The organism is Pseudomonas sp. PS01300, assembly GCF_029960155.1.
GTDB lineage: Bacteria > Pseudomonadota > Gammaproteobacteria > Pseudomonadales > Pseudomonadaceae > Aquipseudomonas > Aquipseudomonas palmensis.
Window position 1 is genome coordinate 32,456 of the sequence record NZ_JASCPN010000034.1, and the last position, 22,952, is coordinate 55,407.

The 22,952-nt window shown below is 66.3% G+C and carries 17 protein-coding genes; 4 read left to right on the forward strand and 13 right to left on the reverse strand.

Annotation, left to right across the window (positions count from 1 at the left end):
* Positions 1-4: 4 nt before the first annotated feature.
* From QMX96_RS16785 to bcsQ, 7 genes are read right to left on the reverse strand one after another with little or no spacing between them, the layout of a single operon-like run.
* Positions 5-676, reverse strand: a complete 672-nt coding sequence (locus QMX96_RS16785) for an alginate O-acetyltransferase AlgF (protein WP_054915585.1) — start codon at positions 674-676, stop codon at positions 5-7.
* The gene (locus QMX96_RS16790; RefSeq protein WP_043862368.1) at positions 673-1,332 is read right to left on the reverse strand and encodes an SGNH/GDSL hydrolase family protein; all 660 of its coding nucleotides are present in this window, start codon (positions 1,330-1,332) and stop codon (positions 673-675) included. The genes QMX96_RS16785 and QMX96_RS16790 overlap by 4 nt, the downstream gene beginning before the upstream one ends.
* An 18-nt stretch (positions 1,333-1,350) precedes the next feature.
* Positions 1,351-5,334, reverse strand: coding sequence for a cellulose biosynthesis protein BcsC (locus QMX96_RS16795; protein ID WP_282362066.1), 3,984 nt, complete (start codon positions 5,332-5,334; stop codon positions 1,351-1,353).
* The gene (bcsZ, locus tag QMX96_RS16800) at positions 5,310-6,548 is read right to left on the reverse strand and encodes a cellulose synthase complex periplasmic endoglucanase BcsZ (RefSeq protein ID WP_282362067.1); all 1,239 of its coding nucleotides are present in this window, start codon (positions 6,546-6,548) and stop codon (positions 5,310-5,312) included. Before bcsZ ends, QMX96_RS16795 begins: the two co-directional genes overlap by 25 nt.
* A gap of 4 nt (positions 6,549-6,552) precedes the next feature.
* Positions 6,553-8,886, reverse strand: coding sequence for a cellulose biosynthesis cyclic di-GMP-binding regulatory protein BcsB (bcsB, locus tag QMX96_RS16805; RefSeq protein ID WP_282362068.1), 2,334 nt, complete (start codon positions 8,884-8,886; stop codon positions 6,553-6,555).
* On the reverse strand, positions 8,883-11,111 hold the full coding sequence (gene bcsA / locus QMX96_RS16810) for a UDP-forming cellulose synthase catalytic subunit (protein WP_043862371.1): 2,229 nt from the start codon (positions 11,109-11,111) through the stop codon (positions 8,883-8,885). The genes bcsB and bcsA overlap by 4 nt, the downstream gene beginning before the upstream one ends.
* A complete protein-coding gene (gene bcsQ, locus QMX96_RS16815) occupies positions 11,108-12,322 on the reverse strand; it encodes a cellulose biosynthesis protein BcsQ (RefSeq protein WP_196932913.1) in 1,215 nt (404 codons plus the stop codon). The genes bcsA and bcsQ overlap by 4 nt, the downstream gene beginning before the upstream one ends.
* Positions 12,323-12,815: 493 nt before the next feature.
* Here bcsQ and dnaX point away from each other — a divergent pair, with 493 nt between their 5' ends.
* The 3 genes from dnaX (at position 12,816) to recR (ending at position 15,972) form a co-directional block, all read left to right on the forward strand.
* The gene (dnaX, locus tag QMX96_RS16820) at positions 12,816-14,879 is read left to right on the forward strand and encodes a DNA polymerase III subunit gamma/tau (protein ID WP_196932912.1); all 2,064 of its coding nucleotides are present in this window, start codon (positions 12,816-12,818) and stop codon (positions 14,877-14,879) included.
* Between the two features lie 65 nt (positions 14,880-14,944).
* The gene (locus QMX96_RS16825) at positions 14,945-15,271 is read left to right on the forward strand and encodes a YbaB/EbfC family nucleoid-associated protein (RefSeq protein ID WP_010226011.1); all 327 of its coding nucleotides are present in this window, start codon (positions 14,945-14,947) and stop codon (positions 15,269-15,271) included.
* Between the two features lie 98 nt (positions 15,272-15,369).
* A complete protein-coding gene (gene recR / locus QMX96_RS16830) occupies positions 15,370-15,972 on the forward strand; it encodes a recombination mediator RecR (protein ID WP_043862374.1) in 603 nt (200 codons plus the stop codon).
* A 98-nt stretch (positions 15,973-16,070) separates the two neighbouring features.
* Here the strand turns inward: recR and QMX96_RS16835 are convergent, their stop codons facing one another.
* Both QMX96_RS16835 and fnrA read right to left on the reverse strand, forming a co-directional pair.
* Positions 16,071-16,619 carry an adenine phosphoribosyltransferase gene (locus tag QMX96_RS16835; protein WP_054915581.1) on the reverse strand — a complete coding sequence of 183 codons (549 nt, stop codon included), beginning with the start codon at positions 16,617-16,619 and terminating at the stop codon, positions 16,071-16,073.
* A gap of 54 nt (positions 16,620-16,673) precedes the next feature.
* Positions 16,674-17,408: a Crp/Fnr family transcriptional regulator FnrA gene (fnrA, locus tag QMX96_RS16840; RefSeq protein ID WP_043862376.1), complete on the reverse strand. Its 735-nt coding sequence runs from the start codon at positions 17,406-17,408 to the stop codon at positions 16,674-16,676.
* Between the two features lie 159 nt (positions 17,409-17,567).
* Between fnrA and QMX96_RS16845 the strand changes: the two genes are divergently transcribed.
* A complete protein-coding gene (locus tag QMX96_RS16845) occupies positions 17,568-18,032 on the forward strand; it encodes a hypothetical protein (protein ID WP_043862377.1) in 465 nt (154 codons plus the stop codon).
* A 1-nt stretch (position 18,033) separates the two neighbouring features.
* On the opposite strand, the gene hemN is transcribed toward QMX96_RS16845, so the two are convergent.
* The 4 genes from hemN to QMX96_RS16865 all read right to left on the reverse strand — a co-directional run bounded on the left by hemN (position 18,034) and on the right by QMX96_RS16865 (position 22,856).
* Positions 18,034-19,416 carry an oxygen-independent coproporphyrinogen III oxidase gene (hemN, locus tag QMX96_RS16850; protein WP_058542025.1) on the reverse strand — a complete coding sequence of 461 codons (1,383 nt, stop codon included), beginning with the start codon at positions 19,414-19,416 and terminating at the stop codon, positions 18,034-18,036.
* Between the two features lie 82 nt (positions 19,417-19,498).
* Complete coding sequence (locus QMX96_RS16855) at positions 19,499-20,182, reverse strand: sulfite exporter TauE/SafE family protein (protein ID WP_043862379.1); 684 nt, start codon at positions 20,180-20,182, stop codon at positions 19,499-19,501.
* Positions 20,175-20,390, reverse strand: a complete 216-nt coding sequence (ccoS, locus tag QMX96_RS16860; RefSeq protein WP_043862380.1) for a cbb3-type cytochrome oxidase assembly protein CcoS — start codon at positions 20,388-20,390, stop codon at positions 20,175-20,177. The genes QMX96_RS16855 and ccoS overlap by 8 nt, the downstream gene beginning before the upstream one ends.
* A 12-nt stretch (positions 20,391-20,402) precedes the next feature.
* The gene (locus tag QMX96_RS16865; RefSeq protein WP_054915578.1) at positions 20,403-22,856 is read right to left on the reverse strand and encodes a heavy metal translocating P-type ATPase; all 2,454 of its coding nucleotides are present in this window, start codon (positions 22,854-22,856) and stop codon (positions 20,403-20,405) included.
* Between the last annotated feature and the right edge of the window lie 96 nt (positions 22,857-22,952).

Consider the following 22,952-nt stretch of genomic DNA (forward strand, 5'->3'; position numbering starts at 1 on the left):
CCGATCAGTTGGAGAGCGTGTCCGTGACGGGCACAAGCTGCGGGCCGCTCGCCGTGGGCAGCAGCAATACGCTGTAGCGCTCGCCGGCCTTGAGTTCGCCCAGGTCCACCGGGCCGCCGACGTTGGCATTGGCGCACACCAGTTGCACCGACAGCTTCACCGGGTTGATCGATCTACGCTGCACGCTGGCCTCTGGCGCGTCCTTGAACAGGTCCGCCGTGCGCCCGGCAGGGCGCAGGCTTGCGCCCTGGCAGGAAGGGTCGAGGTTGACGAAGGCCAGCGAAGCCTTCAGCGCATTGAAGTCGTCGGGTTGCTCGCGTACCACGCGTTGCCGGATGCCGCTGGCGTCCTGCAGGGCGACTACCGTGGCGAATTCGCCAGGAGCAACGCTCAGCTGCAGGGCCGAGCGCTGGCCGTCACGGCTCAGGGTGCCCTTGATGGCCTTGTTGGCCGGTACCGGCAGGTACGCCGACACCGGTTTGGCCGCGTCCAGCTGCAGGCTGGCCCTGGAGCCGTCCGCCACCAGTTGCAGGGTGCCGGGGGCCGCGTTGACGAAGCGCAAGAACGCCGAGTCTTCGCTGGGGCCGGTGGGGTACAGCGCGATCTCGGCCTGGGCCAGGCCCGCGCCGAGGGCGGCGGGCAGGGCCAGCAGTACAGCGTGCAGGGCGCGCTTCATTTCTTGATGCTCGTCACGACCGGCGCCTTGACGATCTCTTCGCTGATCTTCTTGCTCCAGGCCAGGTAGCCCGGGGCGGTCAAATGCTGACCGTCGACCGTGGCCCACTCGCCTTGCTTGGAGAATTTGAGCGAGTCGACGTAGTCGCACGGCGCCACGTTGGCGGCGAGGAACTTGGAGGTCAGTTCGACGCGGGCGTAGGTCTTGCCGTACTTGCCGCCTTCGGTTCCCCAGTTGGGGCCGACCCATACGCACTTGGCCCCGGTGTTGGCGATTTCCTTGGCAAAGCTGGTGGTCTGCTGCCACAGCCAGGCCTTGGGGAAGGCCGGTTTGGTGTAGCTGGCCATGGTGTCGCCCATCACCACGACCACCAGGTCCGGCTTGTCGGCCTTGATCAGGTCGCCGATCGGCCGGGTGGCCGCCTTGCTGCCCAGTACCACGGGCTTTTCGGTGCCACGGCGCTCGGCACCGCCGCAGGTGCCAGGGGTGGCTTTGAGCCAGTCGCCGGCATTGGCGCCGCAGATACCCAGCGAGTGCACCTGGGCACCTTGCTGCACGAGGTTGTCGTGCAGGCTCTTGATCAGGTAATCGGGGGTCGCCAGGTGGCTGTCGCCGATCATCAGAATGGTCAGGCCTGCGAGAAGTGAACTAGCCATGGTTGATACTCCTGCAAATCAATTCGAATAAGGGGAACGGTACGGGTTGACGGGCAACGGCATGGCGCCGCGGCCGTCGTCGAACAGGTAGCGCAGGTACAGGCCACCGGTCCATTGCTGGTAGTCGCGGGCGTTGTCCACACCCAGGGTGCCGCCGAAGAAGAACCCATCGCCCAGCCGGTATTCGCCACTGGCGCCCAGCGAGTAGCCGATGCCGGTCTTGCTTTGAGATGAGTAACGGGTGCGAAAGTCGACGTCGTTTTCAGCCAGAAGCTGCGACGCCTGATCGAACGCCGATTGCAGACGCGGGTCTCGCGGGAAGTAAGGTGCGCCGTCCTGCTCGATATGTTGCATGCCGACTGAGCCGTTGACCTGGTAGCTCCAGTCCGGCCCGCGATGGGCCCAGTTCACCGGAATGGCGATGGAAAAGAAGTTCTGTGGGCTGAAGTAGCCGCCGTGACCATAGGTGAAGAAGCTCTGGTTCTCGGCGTAGTGGGTACCCGAAACGCTCAAGCCCGCAGTCAGGCGCTGGTCCTGGTTGTTCAGCAGGTACCAGTAGATACCGCTGCCCAGTTCGGTGCGGGTATTGTCGTCGACGTTATGACCGATCAGCTTGTGCCAGGATCCGTAGCCGTAGACGCCGTAGCGCTGATTGTCGTAGCCCACTTGCAGGCGACCCCCGTTGGCAGTCACACCACCCCATTCCAGACCACTGCGCGCGTCGCGGGCACCGGCAAAGGATGTCAGGCTGTCGGTCACGGAACGCCTTGACAGGTTGAGCCCGTAACGCCAGTTACTGCCTTCGCTGAACGGGCGATCCAGATTGATGCCGCCGACAACGGTGTTGTAGAGGAACCCGACCGGGCTTACGCCAAGGTCGCTCTTGAGCCCTAGCGACGGGTTCTCATAGGCTACCGCGAAGCCGACGCCCGAATCCTTCTGTTTGCCGGTGCTGCCGAAGAACAGGTCGGAGGCTGCCTGCTCGATCTGTGCTTCGGTGCCAGCATTGGCCAGGTTGGCAATTTGCTCGGCGGTAAAGCCGCCAAAGCGGAAGCGATTCGCCGGGTCGCTGCTCACGCCTCCGGCGTTGAGCGATACCGGGGTAACGCGCAAGGCCATGCGATCGTCGCCGACGGGGAAACTGATCTCCAGCGGCGCCTCCACATCGGTAATCTTGCCCAGCCCCGATTCGCTGTCGTTACCGCGGAAAGTGACGCCCTGCTTGATTTGCGGGCTGCGCGCCTCGCGAATCGTATCCAGCTCGGTCTGCAGCGCGGCGCGCGGGTCGACCGGTGCCGGCGTGGCGAGCTGCGGCGTGGCCTGGCTGGCCGTGCGCAGGCCAGGTTCGCTGTCGCGACTGGCCAGCAGCACCGGTGCGTCGAACGCCTCGTTGGCGCGGCTGCTGACCTGGGTCTGTGCCGGCTCGGGAATCTCGGCCAGCACCGTTTCGCTCAGGCGCGACTGCTTGCGCTGGCCCGGTTGGCCGACGAAGGGGTTGACGGCAATCGCCTGGCCGAAGGGGTTGAGCACGTTCTGCTCCGGCGGCGCCTGCAAGGCCAGGGCCTGGGCGTACAGCTGCTCGGCCTTGGCCAGCTTGCCGCGGCCACGGTAATAGCCGGCAGCACTGGTGAGAATCTGCGGGTTCTGCGGGGCCAGTTGCAGGGCCTTTTCAACGGCGCGCTCGGCCTTGTCGGCATCGCCGGCCTGTACGAAGGCCTGGGCGGCGCCCATCTGCACGTCGGCATTGTCCGGGTACTGGCGCAGCAGCGGGGTGAACAGCTCCACCGCCTTGGCCGGGTTGCGGTTGTCCAGGTACATGCGCGCCAGCGACGACACTGCCTGCGGGTCTTGCGGGCGTTGCGCCAGGGCCGGGGCGAGGGTGTCGTAGGCGGCCACCAGGTCGCCCTTTTCACGCAGCAGGTCGGCCTGGCGCACGGTGTACTGGAACACCAGGTCGTCGTAGCTGCGCTGGTCGCCGGCCTGCAGTGGCTGGCTGCGCAGCTCGCGCAGAATCTGGTTCACCTGCACGTCGTCGCCGGCCTTGAGCAGTGCGCCGGCATAGGCCAGGCGCAGGGACGGGGAGGGCGTGCTGCTCTGGGCAATGGCGGTGCGCAGCATGCCCAGCGCATGTTCGGTCTGGCCGATATCGATATAGGTCGCGGCCAGCGCCGAGAGCATGCCGGGGTTGTTGGCCGCTGCCGGTTCGGCGCGTTGCAGCAGCTTCATGGCCTGTTGGCGCTGGCCCTGTTTGGCCAGGTCTGCCGCCTGGCGGGTCAGCAGGTGCAGTTCGATCTCTTCGGCCAGGGTGTGCATGGCGGCGCTGCGCTGGGCCGCGGGCACCTGCGCCAGGCTGCGCTGGGCCGACTGCCACTCGCCCAGGCGGCTGGAGAACAGCGCGCTGGCATACAGCGCCTCGGCCCGCTGCGGGTTGGCCTTGAGCATCTCGTCGATGGTCTGGCGCGCCTTGCCGGAGGCATCGCTCTTGAGGTAGACCTGCGCCAGGTCGTAACGCGCCCACACGTTCTGCGGGTCGTTGCGCACGGCCTCTTCCAGCGCCTTGCGAGCGCCGGCCAGGTCGCCACTGCGCTCGGCGTCGCGGGCCTGGCCTACGGCGATGGCCGCGCGCAGCACGCGCAGGTCGCCCAGGCGTTCGCGCTGGGCATCGCTGAGCCCGTCGATCAGGCGCTGGCTTTCGCCCAGCTTGCCGTTCTGCGCCAGCACGCTGACCAGCCCGCGCAGCGCATCGGGGTTGCCGGCATCCAGGCTCAGGGCCTGGCGATAGGTGGTTTCGGCGCTGTCGAACTGACCCTGGGCGGCCTGCAGGTCGGCCAGGCTGACAGGCCCCTGCACCTGGCGCGGGTTCATCGCGATGGCGCGTTGCAGCAGCTCGCGGGCGTCTTGCGGATTGCCGGCGTCGCGGGCGGCATTGGCCTGGTCCAGCAGCACCCAGTAGCGGTTGCCTTGCAGGGCGCTTTGCCAGCGGCTGCTGTTGCCACGGCTGATGGCCTGCTTGAACAGTGCATCGGCGTCGCCCAGGCGGCCCTGGCGCTGGCGCACGATGCCCAGCCCGCCGAGGGCGTCGGCATCCTGCGCCTGCTCGCGCAAACGGGCCTGGAACGACTGCTCGGCCTGGGGCAGGTCGTTGGCGTCCAGCGCCTTGAAGCCGCGCACCAGGTGGCTGTTCTGGCGTTGGACGGCGCTGGCCTGGCTGGCACGGGCACCGCTCTTGAGCTGGTTGCGGATCTCTTCGTCGTCCGGATAGGCCTTGAGGTAGGCATCGAACAACGGCACCTCGGCCGGGCGCGGCGCACCCAGCCAGGACAGGCCCTGGCGCCAGCCCTCGATCGATTCACTGCCGATCACCGGGTCGTTGGCATAGGACGCCAGCCGGCGAATGCCCTCCACCCGCGTGCTTTCGTTGCGCAGCAGCAGCTTGGCCAGGTTGAGCTTGATCTTGGGGTTGTCCGGCGACTGGCCCTGCAGGCGCTCCAGGCCCTGGCGCGCTTCCTGCCAGCCGGTGGCGGTGTAGCCCAGGTAGCTGTAGAACTCCAGGCCCAGTTCGCCCTGGGGTGCACTGCCACTGAACAGCGTGCGGTATGCCGCCACAGCCTGATCCAGCTCGCCCGATTCGGCGAGTTGGCGGGCCTGCTCCAGTTGCGCGGTGTTATCGGCGCTGTGCAGGGCGATCTCCTGTTGCAGCAACAGGGTCTGACGCTCGCCGGGGTGCGCCTGCCTGAGCTGGTCGAGGTAGCGCTTGGCGCCCTGCGGGCGATTGCCATCAAGCTCCAGCAGGCCAAGGCCGTACAACGCGTCGGCCTGCTGCGGATCGATCAGCAGCAGCTTGCGCCATGCCTCGGTGGCGCGGGTGATGTCTTTGCGGGCCTGCCAGTATTGACCCTGTTCCAGCAGGACCTTGCCGTTCTCGCTGAGCTCGGCAAAGCTGCTGTTGTGGATCAGGGCGGCAAGCACCCCAATGGCTAGGGTTTGGCGGCGCGAGGGCATGAAGTCTCCCAGAGTGGTTGCAGCTTCCCGTCGTCGAGGAAGTGGTAACGATCATCCATGAAGCCGAGGGCGAACAGGCTCAGCACGAAGTCGTAGTAAGGGGGTTGTCTGGCCTGCAGCGCTTCGGGGCTCAGGCTTTTGCTCATCAGCTGGTCGACACGGGCACGCTGCTGTTCCTGCAGCCAGGGTTGCTGGCGCGCCTTGAAATACGGCAGCAGGGCGGCAGAAAAGCCGAACGGGCCATCGCCGCTGCTGGTGTTGGCCTGCACCTGCACTTTCTCTGGCGGTACGCCGTGGGTCGCGACACTGCGCGCCATGCCGTCGAGGCTGTCGAGGATCGGCTTGGCCAGTGGGTCCTTGGCCGGGGTCATGCCGGCCCACAGGTAGGTGCGGATGGCGTCGTAGCTGCCGGTTTCGCCCTTGACCGGGTCGATCACGAACAGGCCCTTGTCCGGGCCGGTGCCACGGTAGCCCACCCAGTCGGCCACATAGCCGTTGTGGCTCACGCCCTTGATCAGGCTGGCGGTGCTGCGGGCGATCTGGCTCCACGGCCCCTTGGGGTCGACCACCGCCAGGCGTCGCAGCACCGGCACCGGCAGGTAGCTGGGGTTGAGCTGCCAGAAGTGATCGGGCTTGGCAAAGCCCTCCCCGCCGGGCAGCAGCATCATGCCCAGGCCCGGCAGCTCGGCCACTTCGCGGGCCTTGATATTGGCCAGCAGCTGGGCAGCCTGGGCGTTGTAGGCCGGGGTGTTCCACAGCCGCGCGGCCTCGCTCAGCGCGTAGGCGAACCACAGGTCGGCGTCCGAGGCCGAGTTGTGGTCCAGCAGGCGCCACTGGCCCTTGTCGTCCAGGCCCCAGATCCACCCCGGCAGGTTCTGCTTGATGTCGCCACCGGCAAGGTTGTTGCTGGCCCACAGCCAGAGCTTGTCGAAGCTGGCCTGGTCGTTGGCCACCAGGGCAAAGAACATCGCGTAGGACTGGCCTTCGGAGGAGCTGTGCTGCTGCGGCGTGCTGGCATCGAGCACGCGCCCGTCGGGTTGCACGAAGTGCTGGCGAAACACCTGCCACAACGGCCAGGGGTCGGCCTGGCAGCTGTTGGCCTGGCTCACGCCGGGCAGCAGCAGGGTAAGGGCGCTGGCGCCCAGCAGGCGGCGCAGCAGCGAGCGCGAACGCCTGGCGGGCAACGGTGCGGTGTGTCCGGTTGGCAGAGGCATGCGATTACTCGATGTTGAGGCGACGTTTGGCCTGGGCGCGCAGCGAGAAGAACGCCACCAGGCTGACCAGGGCAACCCCCAGCAGGGTCAACAGCAGCAGCGCCGGTACATGCTGGGACAGCAGCCACTGGATGTAACGGAACGGCCCCAGGTGCCCCACGTAGTAAGCCTGCTCGGCCACCAGCGATTCGACATTCCTGCCGTTGATCACCACAAGGCTGCCTTGCAGTGCCTGGGTGTACTGTTCGCCGCCGATCAGGGCGTCGGTGACCTCCACCAGGTTCTGCGGCTGCGGGCTGGACAGCACCACCACGCTGCGCCCGCTCTTGAGCGGCGACTCGAACCCGGTGACGTACGAGCTGCGGTTCTCGCCGGTGAAGGTGAGCGCACCGCGCGCGGCGCGCAGGTTGGCCTTGGGATCGGGGCTGATCCATTCGCGCAGGCGCATCGGCAGGTCGGAGAACTCCACGTAATGCCTGGCGTCCTGGGTCCTGCTGGGCAGGTAGTCGGCCCAGGTCTTGAGCAGTGGCTGGTTGTCGCCGGAAGCCAGCACCAGCAGGTCCTTGTCGGCCAGGGCATCGACCTGGCCGGCCTGGGCCACGGTGACGGCGGTGGCCGGGTAGCCGGTGGAGTCGCCAAAGCGTCCGAGTACGGTGAGGTAGGCGCTCCAGTCGGCGCTGCCGGCGTTGTCCGGCAGGATCACCGCCGAGTCGGACAGGTCGGCCAGGCGCGTGAACGGGAAGCCGCTGTCCTTGAACACGCCCAGGTTGGGCATGGCGATGAAGTGGTCGTAGCCGTTCAGGTCCAGGGTGGAGTCCGGGTCGATGGCGCCGCGCATGTTGTCGATGATGATGTCGCGGCATTCACCCTGCTTGATGTAGTCGTACATGAAGCGGAACTGCAGGCGCGACTGCAGGGCGACCGAGTCCAGCGGCAGCAGCATGCTCGCCTCGCGGGCGATGCTGTCGTCTTTCTTCAGGGCTGCCAGCAGGCTGTCGCCGCCGCCCAGGCGCTCGATCGAGGGCAGGTTCATCGACTTGATGAAAGTGTCGTTGAAGCTCACCAGCAGCGAAGAGTTGGACGAGGTCTGCTGTGGGGTGTAGCGGTACTTGAGGTCCAGCCGGGCGCCCTGTTCGCGCCAGTTGAACAGGTCGGGTGGCAGGCGCACCGGCACGGTGATCATGCCGGGGTTGTAGCCCGACACATTGAGCTGACGCGGGTCGATCAGCTCGCCAAGGCGCACCGGGCGATCGGTCGGCAGCCAGTTGGGCGCGTCATACGGCTGGCGTGGCTGCAGCGCATTGACGGTGTCGATCTGCACGCTGGGGCCGGAGAAGCTGCGGTAGCCGATCACCAGGGCGGTGGCGGCGCGCTTGAGTTCGGCGCTGTCGCGTCCGGCGATGACCAGCAGCTTGCCGTGCGGGTCGTTGGGGTTGCTCACCAGCGACAGGGTCGGGCCCTTGAGGTCGGGCAGCGTCAGGCCCTCGACCTGGTTGGCCTCGGCGGTGTTGACCAGCACCACCGCGTTGCCGCTGGCGGGCAGGCTGTGCAGGTTGGTGGGGAAGTTTGCGCCACGGTAGCTGGCCAGTGCACCGATCCACGACGACACCGCGCCCGCCGCTTCGAGGGTGGTGTTGTCGGGGGCCACGGCAAACACGAACGGCAGGCTCAGGGCGCGTGGGTCGCGACGATCGAACAGCGGCAGCGGCAGCAGGGCCAGGTCGTTGGGCAGCACCACCGGCTTGACCTGCAGGCTCAACTGGCTTTCGTTGCTGATCTTGGCCCACAGGCTCGAATGCAGCGGGTCTTCGCACTGCATGGTGTAGTGGCCGATCAACTGCACGCCGAGCCGGTTGAACTCGGTGATCAGGTACGGCGGAATGTCGATCACCTGCTTTTGCAGGACGCCGGCGTTTTCCTTGGGCAACGGCAGGCTGGCGGCCACTTCGTCGTTGACCATGATGTTGATCTGCGAGAGGTCGCTGAGCAGCGCTGGCGAATAGGTGTATTGCAGGGTCAGTTGCGCGCCGGTCACCACCTCGTCGGCCCGCACGTCGAAGTTGACCGTGTCGGTCGACTCCACGCCACGCAGGCTCATGGTGTAGTTCTTGCCCAGCTGCTTGAGGCTGAGCTGGTACTTTTCGCCAGCCGCATCCGGTGCCGCCGGCGCCGTTTCGCTGGCGGCGGGCTCCGTGGCGGGCGCCGCTGCGCTGGCCGCGACCTCATCGGCCTGGGCAGGTTGCAGCAGGCTGCCCAGGCACAGCAGCGAGCCGGCGAGCAGACGGCGAGAACGGCGCGACAGGTTCACTTGTTGGTCGGTATGAAGCATGACGGTCATTGCGAGTCCAACGAAGGTTCGAGGTGGGTGGGGGCTTGCTTGCGCTTGTAGCGACGATGGCGCAAGGCGCTGAGGGTCGCCTGGGCCAGGTCCATGATGCCGCGCACGCCGATGCGGCTCACATCGTGCAGGGCGCTCAACGGGGTGTCGGGCTTGCTGCCACCCCAGGTTGCGGCCCAGGTGTCGGCCCGCGAGAAGGTCAGGCGCACGAAGTCGCTCTGCTGGCGCAAGGTCAGCGGCTTGAACTGCACCCCGACCATGGCGCCACGGCTGAACACCACGGTGGCCGGCAGTACGCAGGCCTGCTGCTTGCGCATCAGGATCACCTGGATGTCCTGGCCCTTGTGCAGGCTCTGGCCCTCGGGAAGCTTGAAGCCCACGCCCTTTTGCGAGAAGTCCACGGTGGTGCAGTCGATGGTGGTGCCGTCGGCGGTCTGCACCTGAATCGGCAGCTCAGCGCGCACGCGCGGCTCGGAACGCACCTGGCGGGTTTCACTGGCAACCGCAACGGCAGCGCTGGTGATGATCACGTTGTAGATCGTCCAGGCCAGGTTGATGATGATGGTGATGGCTGCGGCCGGGTCGCCCCAGATCAGTTGCACCACACCGAACACCATGCCGATCAGGTTCAGGGTCAGCAGGATGATGTAGGGGCGCGCCAGCTCCCAGTCGAAGTATTCCTTGTCGATGATGCCGCCCTTGTCGGTCACGTTGAAGCCGCCAAGCTTGGGGTTGATCAGCGCCACCAGTACCGGGCGCATGATGTACCAGGCCAGCACCGACTCGTAGACCTCGTTCCAGAACGAATGGCGAAAGCGCCCCTGGATACGCGAGTTGGTCAGGCTGGCGTGGAAGATGTGCGGCAGTACGTAGGCGGTGATCATCAGCGCCGAGGCGTGGAAGATCTGCGCGCCGAAGATCAGGTACGCCAGCGGCGCGGTCAGGAAGACCAGGCGCGGCAGGCCGTAGAAGAAGTGCAGCATGGCGTTCACGTAGCACACGCGTTGGCCGAAGCTCAGGCCCTTGCCGATGAACGGGTTGTCGGTACGGAAGATCTGCGCCATGCCGCGTGCCCAGCGGATGCGCTGGCTGATGTGCCGCGACAGGCTCTCGGTGGCCAGGCCCGCAGCCTGGGGGATCGCCAGGTACGCGGTGTTGTAGCCCTTGCGGTTGAGCTTGAGCGCGGTGTGCGCATCTTCGGTCACCGTCTCGATGGCCACGCCGCCCACTTCCAGCAGGTGGCTGCGGCGGATCACTGCACACGAGCCGCAGAAGAAGGTGGCGTTCCACAGGTCGTTGCCGTCCTGCACCAGGCCGTAGAACAGCTCGCCCTCGTTGGGCACCGAGCGGAACGTGTCGAGGTTCTTCTCGAACGGGTCGGGCGAAAAGAAGAAGTGCGGGGTCTGCAGCAGGGCCAGTTTCGGGTCCTTGAGGAACCAGCCCATCGCCACCTGCAGGAAGGAGCGCGTGGGCACGTGGTCAGCGTCGAAAATGGCGATGTACTCGCCGTCGGTGACTTTCAGGGCCTCGTTGAGGTTGCCGGCCTTGGCGTGGACGTTGTCGGCGCGCACGATGTAGTTGACCCCGATCTGCCGGCAGAACTCGCGAAAATCGTCGCGGCGGCCATCATCCAACACGTGCACGCGCAGCTTGTCGCGCGGCCAGTCGATGGCCTGGGCGGCGAAGATCGTCAGCTTCACGATGCTCAGCGCTTCGTTGTAGGTGGGGATGAACACATCCACCGTGGGCCAGTCCTTGGGGTCCTGGGTAAGAATCTTGGGCTTGCGCTGCAAGGGCCAGGCGGTCTGCATGTAGCCGAACGCCAGCACCACCAGGGCATAGAACTCTGCTGCCACCAGGCCGTAGCCGAACACGATGTCCAGCCAGCTGTCGAAGCCCAGCGTGTCGGTGACGCGCCAGTACACATAACGCAGGGTGGCCACCAGCGACAACACCACCATGGCCAGCACCGGCAGGCGCCCGGGCAGCTTGCGCAGTATCAGCAGGCCGGCGAAGCACAGGGCGGCGAAGGCGAACTGGCGCTCCAGCTCCAGGGGGGCGGTGACCACGGCCACCAGCAGCAGGGCGCCGATCAGGCCGGCACCGATCTTCAGCGCGCGCAGCACCGGGGCGGGCCATTGCCCGAAGCGTTCGAGCCAGACATTCAAGCGCGCAACCGTGTTGGGCGCCTGCACTGCAGACGCCTGGTCTAAGGGGGCGGTCATGGGGTACCGGACTGTTGGTGGTGATGGGCGAGGTGGGCGCCAAGGGCATGCGCCACGTCGCGCAGGTCCTGGCAGGCAGGGCTGTCGGGCACCTTGACGAACGGATCGAATTCGAAGGCCTGGGCTTCGTCCAGGCTGTGGTCGAGACGGACCATGCCCAGCAGCTCGCGACCGATGCGCTGGCGCAGTACCTGGCACATGTCCAGGTCCAGCGCGCGGGTGGGGTCGACCTTGTTGATCAGGTAGCCGCAGCGCGGCGCGGGGCTGCGCTGGTGCAGGGGCGCAAGCCAGGCCTGCAGTTCATCCAGCACGCGGTAGGCGGCTGGAGTCGGCAGGGTCAGGGCCACCACCTGGTCGGCCATCTCCAGCACTGGCGCAAGCCATGGGGTGGCGCCGGTGGGCAGGTCGATGATCAGTACGTCAGCGGGTGTCAGTGCCAGCGTTGCCAATTGCTGCAGCAGCCAGCCAGGCTGGTTGGCCAGGCGCTGCTCCAGGCTGCGCAACTGGGTGGCGTCGGCGTGCCCGAATGGCAGGCATTCGGCGGTCGAGTCGGGCACTGGGTGGCAGTGGATGCTCCAGGGTTCGTCGCTGTCGGTGGCCTGGCTCAGACCGGGGGCGGTACGCGGCAGCATCAGTTGGCTGGCGAGGCTGTTCTGCGGGTCCAGGTCCAGTGCCACCACGCGACCGTGCGGGCGCTCCAGCAGCTTGGCCAGCGCGGCGGCAAAGGTGGTCTTGCCCACACCACCCTTGGCCGAAACCACAGCGATGATGCTGGCCTGGGGGCGTGTCGGTGCCGGTTTGTGCATGGCATGCTCCAGTGCACCCTGATTCAGCCCCTGGGCCGTGGCATGGCGCAGGCGAGCCGCCGCTTCGAGTTGTTCACGCAGCGACAGGGGGGCGCCGGCGGGCTGTGCAGCCGGTTCGGGAGCGGGCGATATACGCTTCACGGGCGCGGGCACCGCAACGACTGCCGGCGCAGGAGCTGGTGCCTGTACCGGCGCAGGCACCGATGCCAGGGTCGGCGGCAGCTTCAGGGCCGCCAGGGTCGCGGCCACCGGGGCAACCGGCTCGGGCGCGGCAGCAGGTGTGATCGGTTCAGCCACCGTCAGCGCGGGTTCGAGGTATTCGAACTCGGTGTCGATTTCTTTATAGCTGTCCGCACTTGCCCCAAACCTGGTGAACAGATTTCCAATGTCGTCTGCATGACTCATATGTGTAATCCCGGCCTACGGCTATCTGATCAACTGCTGGGGCAGATAAGGTCTGTCACACTGCTAGGATGCTAATGTGTGATATCAAACTGATAGTGTCAATATTTTGTTCACTTCTGGGCTGGTTTTTCGCATTTTCGCCGAGTTAAAAAAATACCGCCATAAGTTTGACTGTTTTGTCGCTGCCTGTGCAGCGCATCTGCACGATGGATGCCGTTCTTGAACAAGGTTGGCACGAACGGCATAAAGCTTAGCCTAGCTTGTAGGAAATGACTGATAAGTCGTGCTGACATATATCAGTTTGTTTCACGATTGGCACATAGGTTACCAAGCTTTGCCTGGCGCGTGTTCAGCCAGAGGACAGGCAACCGGCCAGCCCGGGCCGTTGTCCGATCAACGGTGACTGGCCGGCGTGCCCATGCACGGCGGATGCATTTTTGCCCCTGCTCCGCTAGGATTAGCGGTCTTTGGTCTATCTATCCGACGGTTTTCGATGAGTTATCAGGTTCTTGCACGTAAATGGCGTCCGCGCTCGTTCCGCGAAATGGTCGGCCAGACCCATGTGCTCAAGGCCCTGATCAACGCGCTGGACAACCAGCGGCTGCACCACGCCTACCTGTTCACCGGCACCCGCGGGGTGGGCAAGACCACCATCGCGCGCATCATCGCCAAATGCGTCAACTGTGAAACCGGCATTACCTCGACACCGTGCGGCACCTGTTCGGTGTGCCGCGAGATCGACGAGGGGCGCTTCGTCGACCTGATCGAGATCGACGCCGCCAGCCGCACCAAGGTCGAGGATACCCGCGAGCTGCTCGACAACGTGCAGTACGCGCCAAGCCGCGGGCGCTTCAAGGTCTACCTGATCGACGAAGTGCACATGCTCTCCAGCCACTCGTTCAACGCCTTGCTCAAGACGCTTGAAGAGCCGCCGCCCTACGTCAAGTTCATTCTTGCCACCACCGACCCGCAGAAGCTGCCCGCCACCATCCTGTCGCGCTGCCTGCAGTTCTCGCTCAAGAACATGACCCCCGAGCGGGTGGTCGAGCACCTGAGCCATGTGCTCGGGGTCGAGAACGTGCCGTTCGAAGACGACGCCCTGTGGTTGCTGGGCCGCGCCGCCGACGGTTCGATGCGCGATGCCATGAGCCTCACCGACCAGGCCATCGCCTTTGGCGAAGGCAAGGTGCTGGCGGCGGATGTGCGCGCCATGCTCGGCACCCTCGATCACGGCCAGGTCTATGGCGTGCTCCAGGCCCTGCTCGAAGGGGACGCACGGGCCCTGCTCGAAGCCGTGCGGCACCTGGCCGAGCAAGGGCCGGACTGGAACGGCGTGCTGTCTGAAATGCTCAATGTGCTGCACCGCGTGGCGGTGGCCCAGGCGCTGCCCGAGGCGGTGGACAACGGCCAGGGTGATCGTGACCGCGTGCTGGCGCTGGCCGGCGCTCTGCCGGCCGAAGATGTGCAGTTCTATTACCAGATGGGCCTGATCGGCCGGCGCGATCTGCCGCTGGCCCCCGACCCGCGTGGCGGCTTCGAGATGGTGCTGTTGCGCATGTTGGCGTTCCGCCCGGCCGACACCGTCGATGCGCCGACACCGACGCTAAAGTCGACGGGGATCAGCCAGGCCACAGCTGACTCCCCACCCGCGGTGGCAGCGGTCGCCGCGCCGGTGGTGGCTGCACCGGTCGTGCCCACGCCCGTTGCCGAACCTGTTGCCCGCCCGCAGCTCGAACCCGAGCCGCCGGTGCAGGCTGCGCCAGTACTGCAAGCGCAGGTTGCCGAGCCGCCCGTGCCCGAGGTCGACCTGCCCTGGAACGAGCCGGCCGCGCCTGCGCCCGAGCTCGCTGCGGCGCCGGAACCCGAGCCGGAACCCGAGCCGCAGCCCGAACCTGAACCCGAGGCGATTGCTGCGCCCGTGCCAGCCGCGCCCGCGCCGGCCATCGCGCATCACGACGAGCCACCGATCGCCGACCACGCCAGCTATAGCCCGGCGGGCATGGAGCGCGACGACGAGCCACCGCTGGACGAAGATTACTACGACGCCGAGATCGACCCGGTGGGCTACAGCTACCTGGACGAGCTGGCCAGCGAGACCGCGCCGGAGCCTGCACCGGAGCCCGAGCCAGAGCCTGCCGCGCAACCGGCCACCGGCCTGGCGTTGCAATGGCTGGAGATGTTCCCGCTGCTGCCGATTTCGGGCATGACCGCCAGCATCGCCGCCAACTGCACGCTGATCGCGATGGACGGCGACAACTGGCTGCTGCACCTGGACCCGGCGCACAGCGCCCTGTTCAACGCCACCCAGCAGCGGCGCCTGAACGATGCGCTCAACCAGCACCTTGGGCGTACCCTGAACCTGAGCATCGAACTGATCCGCCCCGAGCAGGAAACCCCGGCCCAGGCCGCGTCGCGCAAGCGTGCCGACCGTCAGCGCGAGGCCGAGGCGTCGATCGAGAACGATCCGTTCATCCAGCAGATGATCCAGCAGTTCGGCGCCACCGTGCGTCACGATACTATTGAACCTGTCGACGCCCTGGTGGCCCAGGGCGACTAATCCGTTTACCCCAGCACCGCGGTCTGCCGCGGTGTGCCAAGTAACTTGATACCGAGGTGATTCCCATGATGAAAGGTGGCATGGCCGGCCTGATGAAGCAGGCACAGCAGATGCAGGAAAAAATGGCCAAGATGCAGGAAGAGCTGGCCAACGCCGAAGTGACCGGCCAATCGGGCGCCGGCCTGGTCAGCGTGGTGATGACCGGTCGCCATGACGTCAAGCGCATCAGCCTGGACGACAGCCTGATGCAGGAAGACAAGGAAGTGCTGGAAGACCTGATCGCTGCGGCCGTGAACGATGCGGTGCGCAAGGTCGAGGCCAACAGCCAGGAAAAGATGGGCGGCATGACCGCCGGCATGCAACTGCCGCCGGGCTTCAAGATGCCGTTCTGAGGCATTGCCTGCGTGACCCTCGGTGGGAGCACAGCCAGTCGGTTGTCGCTCCCATCGTCGTTTTTCCGTTCAACCGATGATCTGCCAGGCCTTTTACCATGAGCTTCAGCCCCTTGATTCGCCAACTGATCGACGCCTTGCGCACGCTGCCGGGTGTGGGTCAGAAAACCGCCCAGCGCATGGCCCTGCAACTGCTGGAGCGTGACCGCAGCGGCGGCGTGCGCCTGGCCCAGGCGTTGAGCCAGGCCATGGAGGGGGTGGGGCATTGCCGTCAGTGCCGCACCCTGACCGAGCAGGAGCTGTGCCCGCAGTGCGCCGACCCACGGCGTGACGACACCCTGCTGTGCGTGGTGGAGGGGCCGATGGACGTGTACGCGGTGGAGCAGACCGGTTATCGCGGCCGCTACTTCGTGCTCAAGGGGCATCTGTCGCCACTGGACGGCCTGGGGCCGGAGGCCATCGGGATTCCGCAGTTGCTGGCGCGTATTGCGGAGCAGGGCAGCTTCACCGAGGTGATCCTGGCCACCAACCCCACGGTGGAAGGGGAGGCCACGGCGCATTACATCGCGCAGCTGCTGGCGGACAAGGGGCTGGTGGCTTCACGCATCGCCCATGGTGTGCCGCTGGGCGGGGAGCTGGAACTGGTGGATGGCGGAACGCTGGCGCATTCGTTCGCGGGGCGCAAGCCGATCACGCTGTGACCGTGCCGGCCAATCGCGGGTCAAGCCCGCTCCTACAGGGGTTGCGTAACACCTTGTGGGAGCGGGCTTGACCCGCGATTGGCTGCACAGCGGCCCCATCAATATTCGCTAAGCGAAAACTCGGTCAGGCAGAACGTCTGCACCCCTGCCGCCTGCAGCTTCTGCGAGCCGCCCAGCTCCGGCAGGTCGATGATCGCCGCCGCCTCGAACACGGCCGCCCCCATGCGCCGTATCAGGCTGGCCGCTGCCAGCAGGGTGCCGCCGGTGGCGATCAGGTCATCCATGATCAGCACCGCATCGCCCTCGCACAGGCTGTCGGCATGCACTTCCAGAAACGCCTCGCCATATTCGGTCTGGTAACCCTCGGCCAGCACATCGGCCGGCAGCTTGCCCTGCTTGCGAAACAGGATCAGCGGCTTGTTGAGCTGGTGGGCAATGATCGAGCCGATCAGGAAGCCGCGCGCATCCAGCGCCCCGACATGGCTGAAGTCAGCCTCGACATAGCGTTCGATGAATTGGTCGGCAACGTGGCGCAGGCCCCGAGGGGACTGGAACAGCGGGGTAATGTCGCGAAAGATCACCCCCGGCTTGGGAAAGTCCGTTACCGGGCGGATCAGGGATTTGAGGTCGAACGCATCGGTCGGCATGGGGCAGGTATCCTGAAGGGCAAACGCCAGCCAGTATACCTGCTGCGCCAGGTGTCAGCTGTCCAGCGAGCCGCCGGCCAGGGCGCACAGCTGGATCGGGTCGATGATGCGTACTTCCTTGCCTTCGGCTTCGATCAGGCCGTTCTGCTGGAAGCGCGTGAACACCCGTGACACGGTTTCCACCGCCAGGCCCAGGTAGTTGCCGATTTCGTTGCGCGACATGCTCAGGCGGAACTGGTTGGCCGAGTAGCCGCGTGCGCGAAAGCGCGCCGACAGGTTGACCAGGAAGGTGGCGATGCGCTCGTCCGCAGTCTTCTTGGACAGCAGCAGCATCATCTGCTGGTCGTCGCGAATCTCGCGGCTCATCACCCGCATCAGTTGGCGACGCAGCTGCGGCAGTTGCACCGACAGCTCGTCCAGGCGCTCGAAGGGGATCTCGCACACCGAAGTGGTTTCCTGGGCCTGCGCCGATACCGGGTAGGCCTCGGTGTCCATGCCCGACAGCCCGACCAGCTCGCTGGGCAGGTGGAAGCCGGTGATCTGCTCCTCGCCCGCGTCGCTCAGGCTGAAGGTCTTCAGGGCGCCGGAGCGCACGGCGTAAACCGAGCCGAAGTTGTCGCCCTGGCGGAACAGAAACTCGCCTTTTTTCAACGGACGCCCGCGCTTGACGATTTCGTCCAGTGCGTCCATGTCTTCCAGATTCAGCGAAAGAGGCAGGCACAAGGGCGCCAGGCTGCAATCCTTGCAATGGGCCTGGTTGTGAGGGCGCAGTTTAACTGGCTCGGACATTTTCATTCGATCCTTCTGGGGAAAGCACACATAAGCCGTAAGGGTAACTCAGACGGCCGGGTTCAGGCCAGCGTGCGCGCTTTTGGTGCGTGCTGGGCTCAAGATCGGCGATGTTTGGCCGATGACCTGGAATAGTGTCCTTAACAGGAAAGACTGTCCATGCTCTCTATCGATTCAAATCCTCTGAATAGCGCTGCAACCCAACTCAAACCCCCTGTCGCCAAGACCAATGTCGACGGTGCCCAGAGCGCCCAACCGGCCGAGGCTCCTGCCAAGGAGGGGGTCAGGGTCAACCTGTCCCTGGCGGGCCTGCAGGCGTCCAAAAGCAGCGGCGGCAACAAGGACATCGAGGAAAGCGGTCTGCCCCAGACCATCCAGCAGACCCTCAAGACCATCCGCAAGCTGCAGCAGCAACTGGCTGAAAAGATGCAGCAGATGCAGGCCGTCATGCGAGACAACTCCCTGACCCCCGAGCAGATGCGGCAAAAGGTCTCATCGCTGCAGGGTGAGATCGCCACGCTGACGGGGGCAATCACCACCGCCACCGCCAACCTGAACAAGGCCATGAAGCAGGAGAACCTGAGCCTTGATCAGGTCGCGAAGGTGTTCGAGTTGATGGGCTGATTCAAATCACCCGCGAAAACCGCTGGCGGTTGTGCAGGTCCAGGTAGGCATCGAACACCATGCATACCGAGCGTACCAGCAGGCGCCCCGCCGGCAACACCTTGATCCCGTTGGCATCCAGGCTGATCAGGCCGTCCTTGGCCATGCCCAGCAGGGCAGGCCACTGCGCGTTGAAGTAACCGCGAAAATCGAGGGTGAAGGCGCGCTCGATGGTCTCGAACTCCAGTTCGAAATGGCAGATCAGCTGCTGGATCACCGCGCGGCGGATGCGGTCGTCCTCGTTGCAGATCAGGCCGCGACTGGTGGGCAACTGCGAGGCGCCGAGGGTGTTCTGGTATTCGTTCAGATCACTGCTGTTCTGGCAGTACAGGTCGCCGATCTGGCTGATGGCCGACACGCCAAGGCCGATCAGGTCGCAGTGGCCGTGGGTGGTGTAGCCCTGGAAGTTGCGCTGCAGGGTCGACTCTTCCTGGGCAATGGCCAGTTCGTCGTCGGGCAGGGCGAAATGGTCCATACCGATGTAGCGATAGCCTGCCTCGGTCAGCTGCTCGATGGTGTTGTGCAGCATTTCCAGTTTCAGCGCAGGCGCCGGCAGGTCGCTGCTGTCGATGCGCCGCTGGGGCATGAAACGCTCGGGCAGGTGCGCATAGTTGAACACCGAGAGGCGGTCGGGCTGCAGCTTGATCACTTCCTCGACGGTGCGTGCAAAGCCTTCGGTACTCTGCTTGGGCAGGCCGTAGATCAGGTCGAGGTTGATCGAGCGAAACTGCAGGGTGCGCGCCGCCTCGATGATCGCGCGGGTCTGCTCCAGGCTTTGCGGGCGGTTGATGGCCCGTTGCACCACCGGGTCGAGGTCTTGCACGCCCAGGCTGACACGGTTGAAGCCCAGTTCGCGCAGCAGCCCCATGGTCGACCAGTCGGCCTCGCGCGGGTCGATCTCGATGCCGTAGTCGCCCGAATCATCATCCAGCAGGTTGAAGTGCTGACGCAGGTGCGTCATCAGCTGGCGCAGTTCGGCGTGGCTGAGAAAAGTCGGTGTACCGCCGCCCAGGTGCAGTTGCTCCACGGTCTGGCGCGGGTCCAGGTGGCAGGCGATCAGCTGGATTTCCTGCTCCAGGCGCTGCAGGTAGGGCTGGGCGCGACCGCGGTCCTTGGTGATCACCTTGTTGCAGGCGCAGTAGTAGCAGATGTTGGCGCAGAACGGCACGTGCACGTACAGCGACAGCGGGCGCGCGGCGCGGCGGCTATCACGCAGGGCGTGCAACAGGTCGAACGAGCCGACCTGGCTGTGCAGTTGCACGGCGGTCGGGTAGGAGGTGTAGCGCGGGCCCGCCAGATCGTAACGGCGAATAAGGTCGGGGTCCCAGTGGAGGGCGTCGAGCATGGTGGCAGTCCCTGGAATGGCGGCAGTGTCCGGAGTCTAGGGAGCGTTGTGTCAGGGCGTGTTGATTTGTATCAACGGGTGTTCAGTGCCCCATGAGCCAGTGCTGGTGCGGCCCCGGCAGGGTCCACAGGCCGAACAGGATCACCAGCAGGCCCCCCGTCACGCGAACCCCGCGCTTGCGCAGCAGGGCGCTGGTGCGCTCGGCAGCCAGCCCCGTGGCCAGCAGCACCGGCCAGGTGCCCAGGCCGAAGGCCAGCATCAGCAGGGCGCTGTGGGTGGCGTTGCCCTGGCTGGCGGCCCACAGCAGGGTGCTGTAGACCAGCCCGCACGGCAACCAGCCCCACAGCGCGCCCAGCAGCAGCGCGCGCGGCAGGCTAGACACCGGCAGCAGGCGATTGGCCACTGGCTGTATGTGCCGCCACAGGCCGCGCCCCAGGCTTTCGATACGGGTCAGGCCGCTCCACCAGCCGGCCAGGTACAGGCCCATGCTGATCAGCAGCAGCGCCGCGAGCACGCGCATGCCGGTGGCCAGCGGGCCGCCCGCCACCGCCCAGCCGGCCAGGCCCAGCAGCAGGCCGGCAGCGGCATAGCTGAGGATGCGCCCCAGGTTGTACGCCAGCAGCAGCTGAAAGCGCCGGCTGCGCTGCGCCTTGGGAATGGCCAGGGTGAGTGCGCCCATCAGGCCGCCGCACATTCCCAGGCAGTGGCCGCCCCCCAGCAGGCCGAGGATCAGCGCCGAACTCAGCAGCGGCAACAGGTCAAGCATGGGGCGGGGCGTCGCTGTCGTCGGGCTTGCGCGGCTCGGCCTGGTCCAGGGCGGCCTGGTGCTTGGGGTCCTGGTCGTCGAACAGGATGCTGTGGGCCGGGCCTTCGAGGTCGTCGTACTGGCCGCTGTCCACGGCCCAGAAGAAGATGTACACGGCAATCGCGACGATCAGCAGCGCGGCGGGAATCATGACGTAGAGCGCGGGCATGGGGTCTCCGGGTCAGGCCGTCGCGGGGTGTGCGGCGTCGACGATAGGGGCGGTGGCAGGCAGCTCGCGGATGCGCGTAAGACGCAGGGCGTTGAGCACCACGATCAGCGAACTGACCGACATGCCGACCGCCGCCCAGATCGGAGTGATCCAGCCCAGTGCGGCGAACGGCAGCATGAGGCCATTGTACAGGCCAGCCCACAGCAGGTTCTCGATGATTATCCGGCGCGTGCGGCGCGCCAGGCCGAAAGCCTGCACCAGCGCCTCCAGGCGGTTGGACAACAGCACCGCATCGGCGCTGGTCTTGGCCAGGTCGGTGGCCGAGCCCATGGCAATGCTGATGTCGGCCGCGGCCAGCACCGGCACGTCGTTGACCCCGTCACCCAGCATCAGCACCTTGTGTCCCTTGGCCTGCAGGGCCTTGAGCCGCTGCAGCTTGTCGTCCGGGCGCAGGCCGCCGACGGCCTGGTCGATGCGCAGCTCGGCGGCGACGCTGGCCACCATCGGCGAGCTGTCGCCCGACAGCAGCAGGGTCTGCCAGCCGCGGGCACGGCAGGCTGCCAGCAGGTCGGCGGCGTCATGGCGCAGGCGGTCGTCGAGCACGAACCAGGCCAGCGGCCCGTGGCTGTCGCCCAGCAGCAGCCACTGCCCGGGTTCGTCGGGCATCGCCGGCACTGCGCTGTGGCTCAGGGCGCACACGAAGTCGGCCTGGCCGATGCGCAGGCGGCGGTTCTCCACCTGCCCCTCAAGGCCCAGCCCCGGCGTGCTCTGCACGTCGTCGGCGACCGTGATGGTGCGCCCGAAGGCGCGGGCGATCGGGTGCTCGGAGCGGCTTTCGAGGGCGGCGGCGAGGGTCAGGCACTGGTCGGCGTCCAGCGTCCCCAGCGGGCGGATGGCGCGCAATGTCAGGCGCCCCTCGGTGAGGGTGCCGGTCTTGTCGAAAATCACCGTGTCGATCTGGTTCAGGCCCTCCAGCACATGGCCGCGGGTGAGCAGCAGGCCGAGCTTGTGCAGCGTGCCGGTGGCCGCGGTGAGCGCGGTGGGGGTGGCCAGCGAGAGTGCGCAGGGGCAGGTGGCGACCAGCATGGCCAGCACGATCCAGAACGCCCGCGAGGGGTCCAGTTCCCACCACAGCAGGCCGATGGCCGCGGCGGCCACCAGCGAGAAGAGCAGGAACCACTGCGAGGCACGGTCGGCGATCTCGGCCAGGCGAGGTTTTTCCGACTGGGCGCGTTCGAGCAGGCGCACGATGGCCGAGAGTCGGGTGTCCTGGCCCAGGGCCTGCACCTGCACGGTCAGTACGCTCTCGATGTTCAGCGTGCCGGCCGTCACCGCATCGCCGCGCTGGCGCGGTTGCGGCAGGTACTCGCCGGTCAGCAGCGATTCGTCGACGCTCGACTGGCCGTCGATGATGCGCCCGTCGGCGGGCAGCACCGCGCCCGGGTGTACCAGGACCCGGTCACCGGTCTGCAGCTCGCGCAGCAGGATGCGCTGGCTGTTGCCGTCGGCATCCAGGCGCAGGCACGAGGCCGGCAGCAGGTTGACCAGTTGCGCGGTGGCTGCGGCGGTGCGCTCGCGGGCACGGCGTTCCAGGTAGCGCCCGGCCAGCAGGAACAGCGCGAACATGCCCACCGCATCGAAATACAGCTCGCCGCTGCCGGTGATGGCGGTCCAGATCCCGGCGAAGTAGGCCAGGCCGATGGCCAGCGACACCGAGACGTCCATGGTCAGGTGGCGGGTGCGCAGGTCGCGGGCGGCGCCCTTGAAGAACGGCGCGCAGCTGTAGAACACGATGGGCGTGGTGAGAAACAGTGCCACCCAGCGAAGGATGGTGTGCAGCTCCGGGCTCAGGTCGATGTTGAACTCGGGCCAGGTGGCCATGGTTGCCATCATGGCCTGGAACCACAGCAGGCCGGCCACACCGAGCTGGCGCAGGGCGGTGCGGTTCTCGCTGGCCAGCTGCTCGGCGGCGCGGTCGGCCTGGTAGGGGTGGGCGGCGTAGCCGATATGGCGCAGTTCACCCAACAGTTGCGAGAGCGGCAGCTGGCTGTCGGCCCATTGTACCTGCAGGCGATGGTTGGACAGGTTCAGTCGCGCCTCGGCCACCGCCGGCAGGTTGCGCAGGTGCTTTTCGATCAGCCAGCCGCAGGCGGCGCAGCTGATGCCTTCGATCATCAGGGTGGTTTCAGCGAGTTCGCCGGTGTGGCGCACAAAAGGCTTCTGCACGTCGCTGCGATCGTACAGGGCCAGTTCGTCGACCAGTTGCACGGGCAGCGCGTCGGGGTTGGCGCTGGCTTCGCTGCGGTGCTGGTAGTAGCTTTCCAGGTTGCCGGCGACGATGGCTTCGGCCACGGCCTGGCAGCCGGGGCAGCAGAATGCACGGGGTTCGCCGAGTACCACGGCGGTGAAGTGGCTGCCGGCCGGGACGGGCAGGGCGCAGTGGTAGCAAGGCGTGGGGCTGGTCATTGTTATCTATCGCAGATGGGTGGTGACCTTGTCGCGGGTCAAGCCCGCTCCCACAGGGTGTCTGAGCACCGAAAACCTGTGGGAGCGGGCTTGACC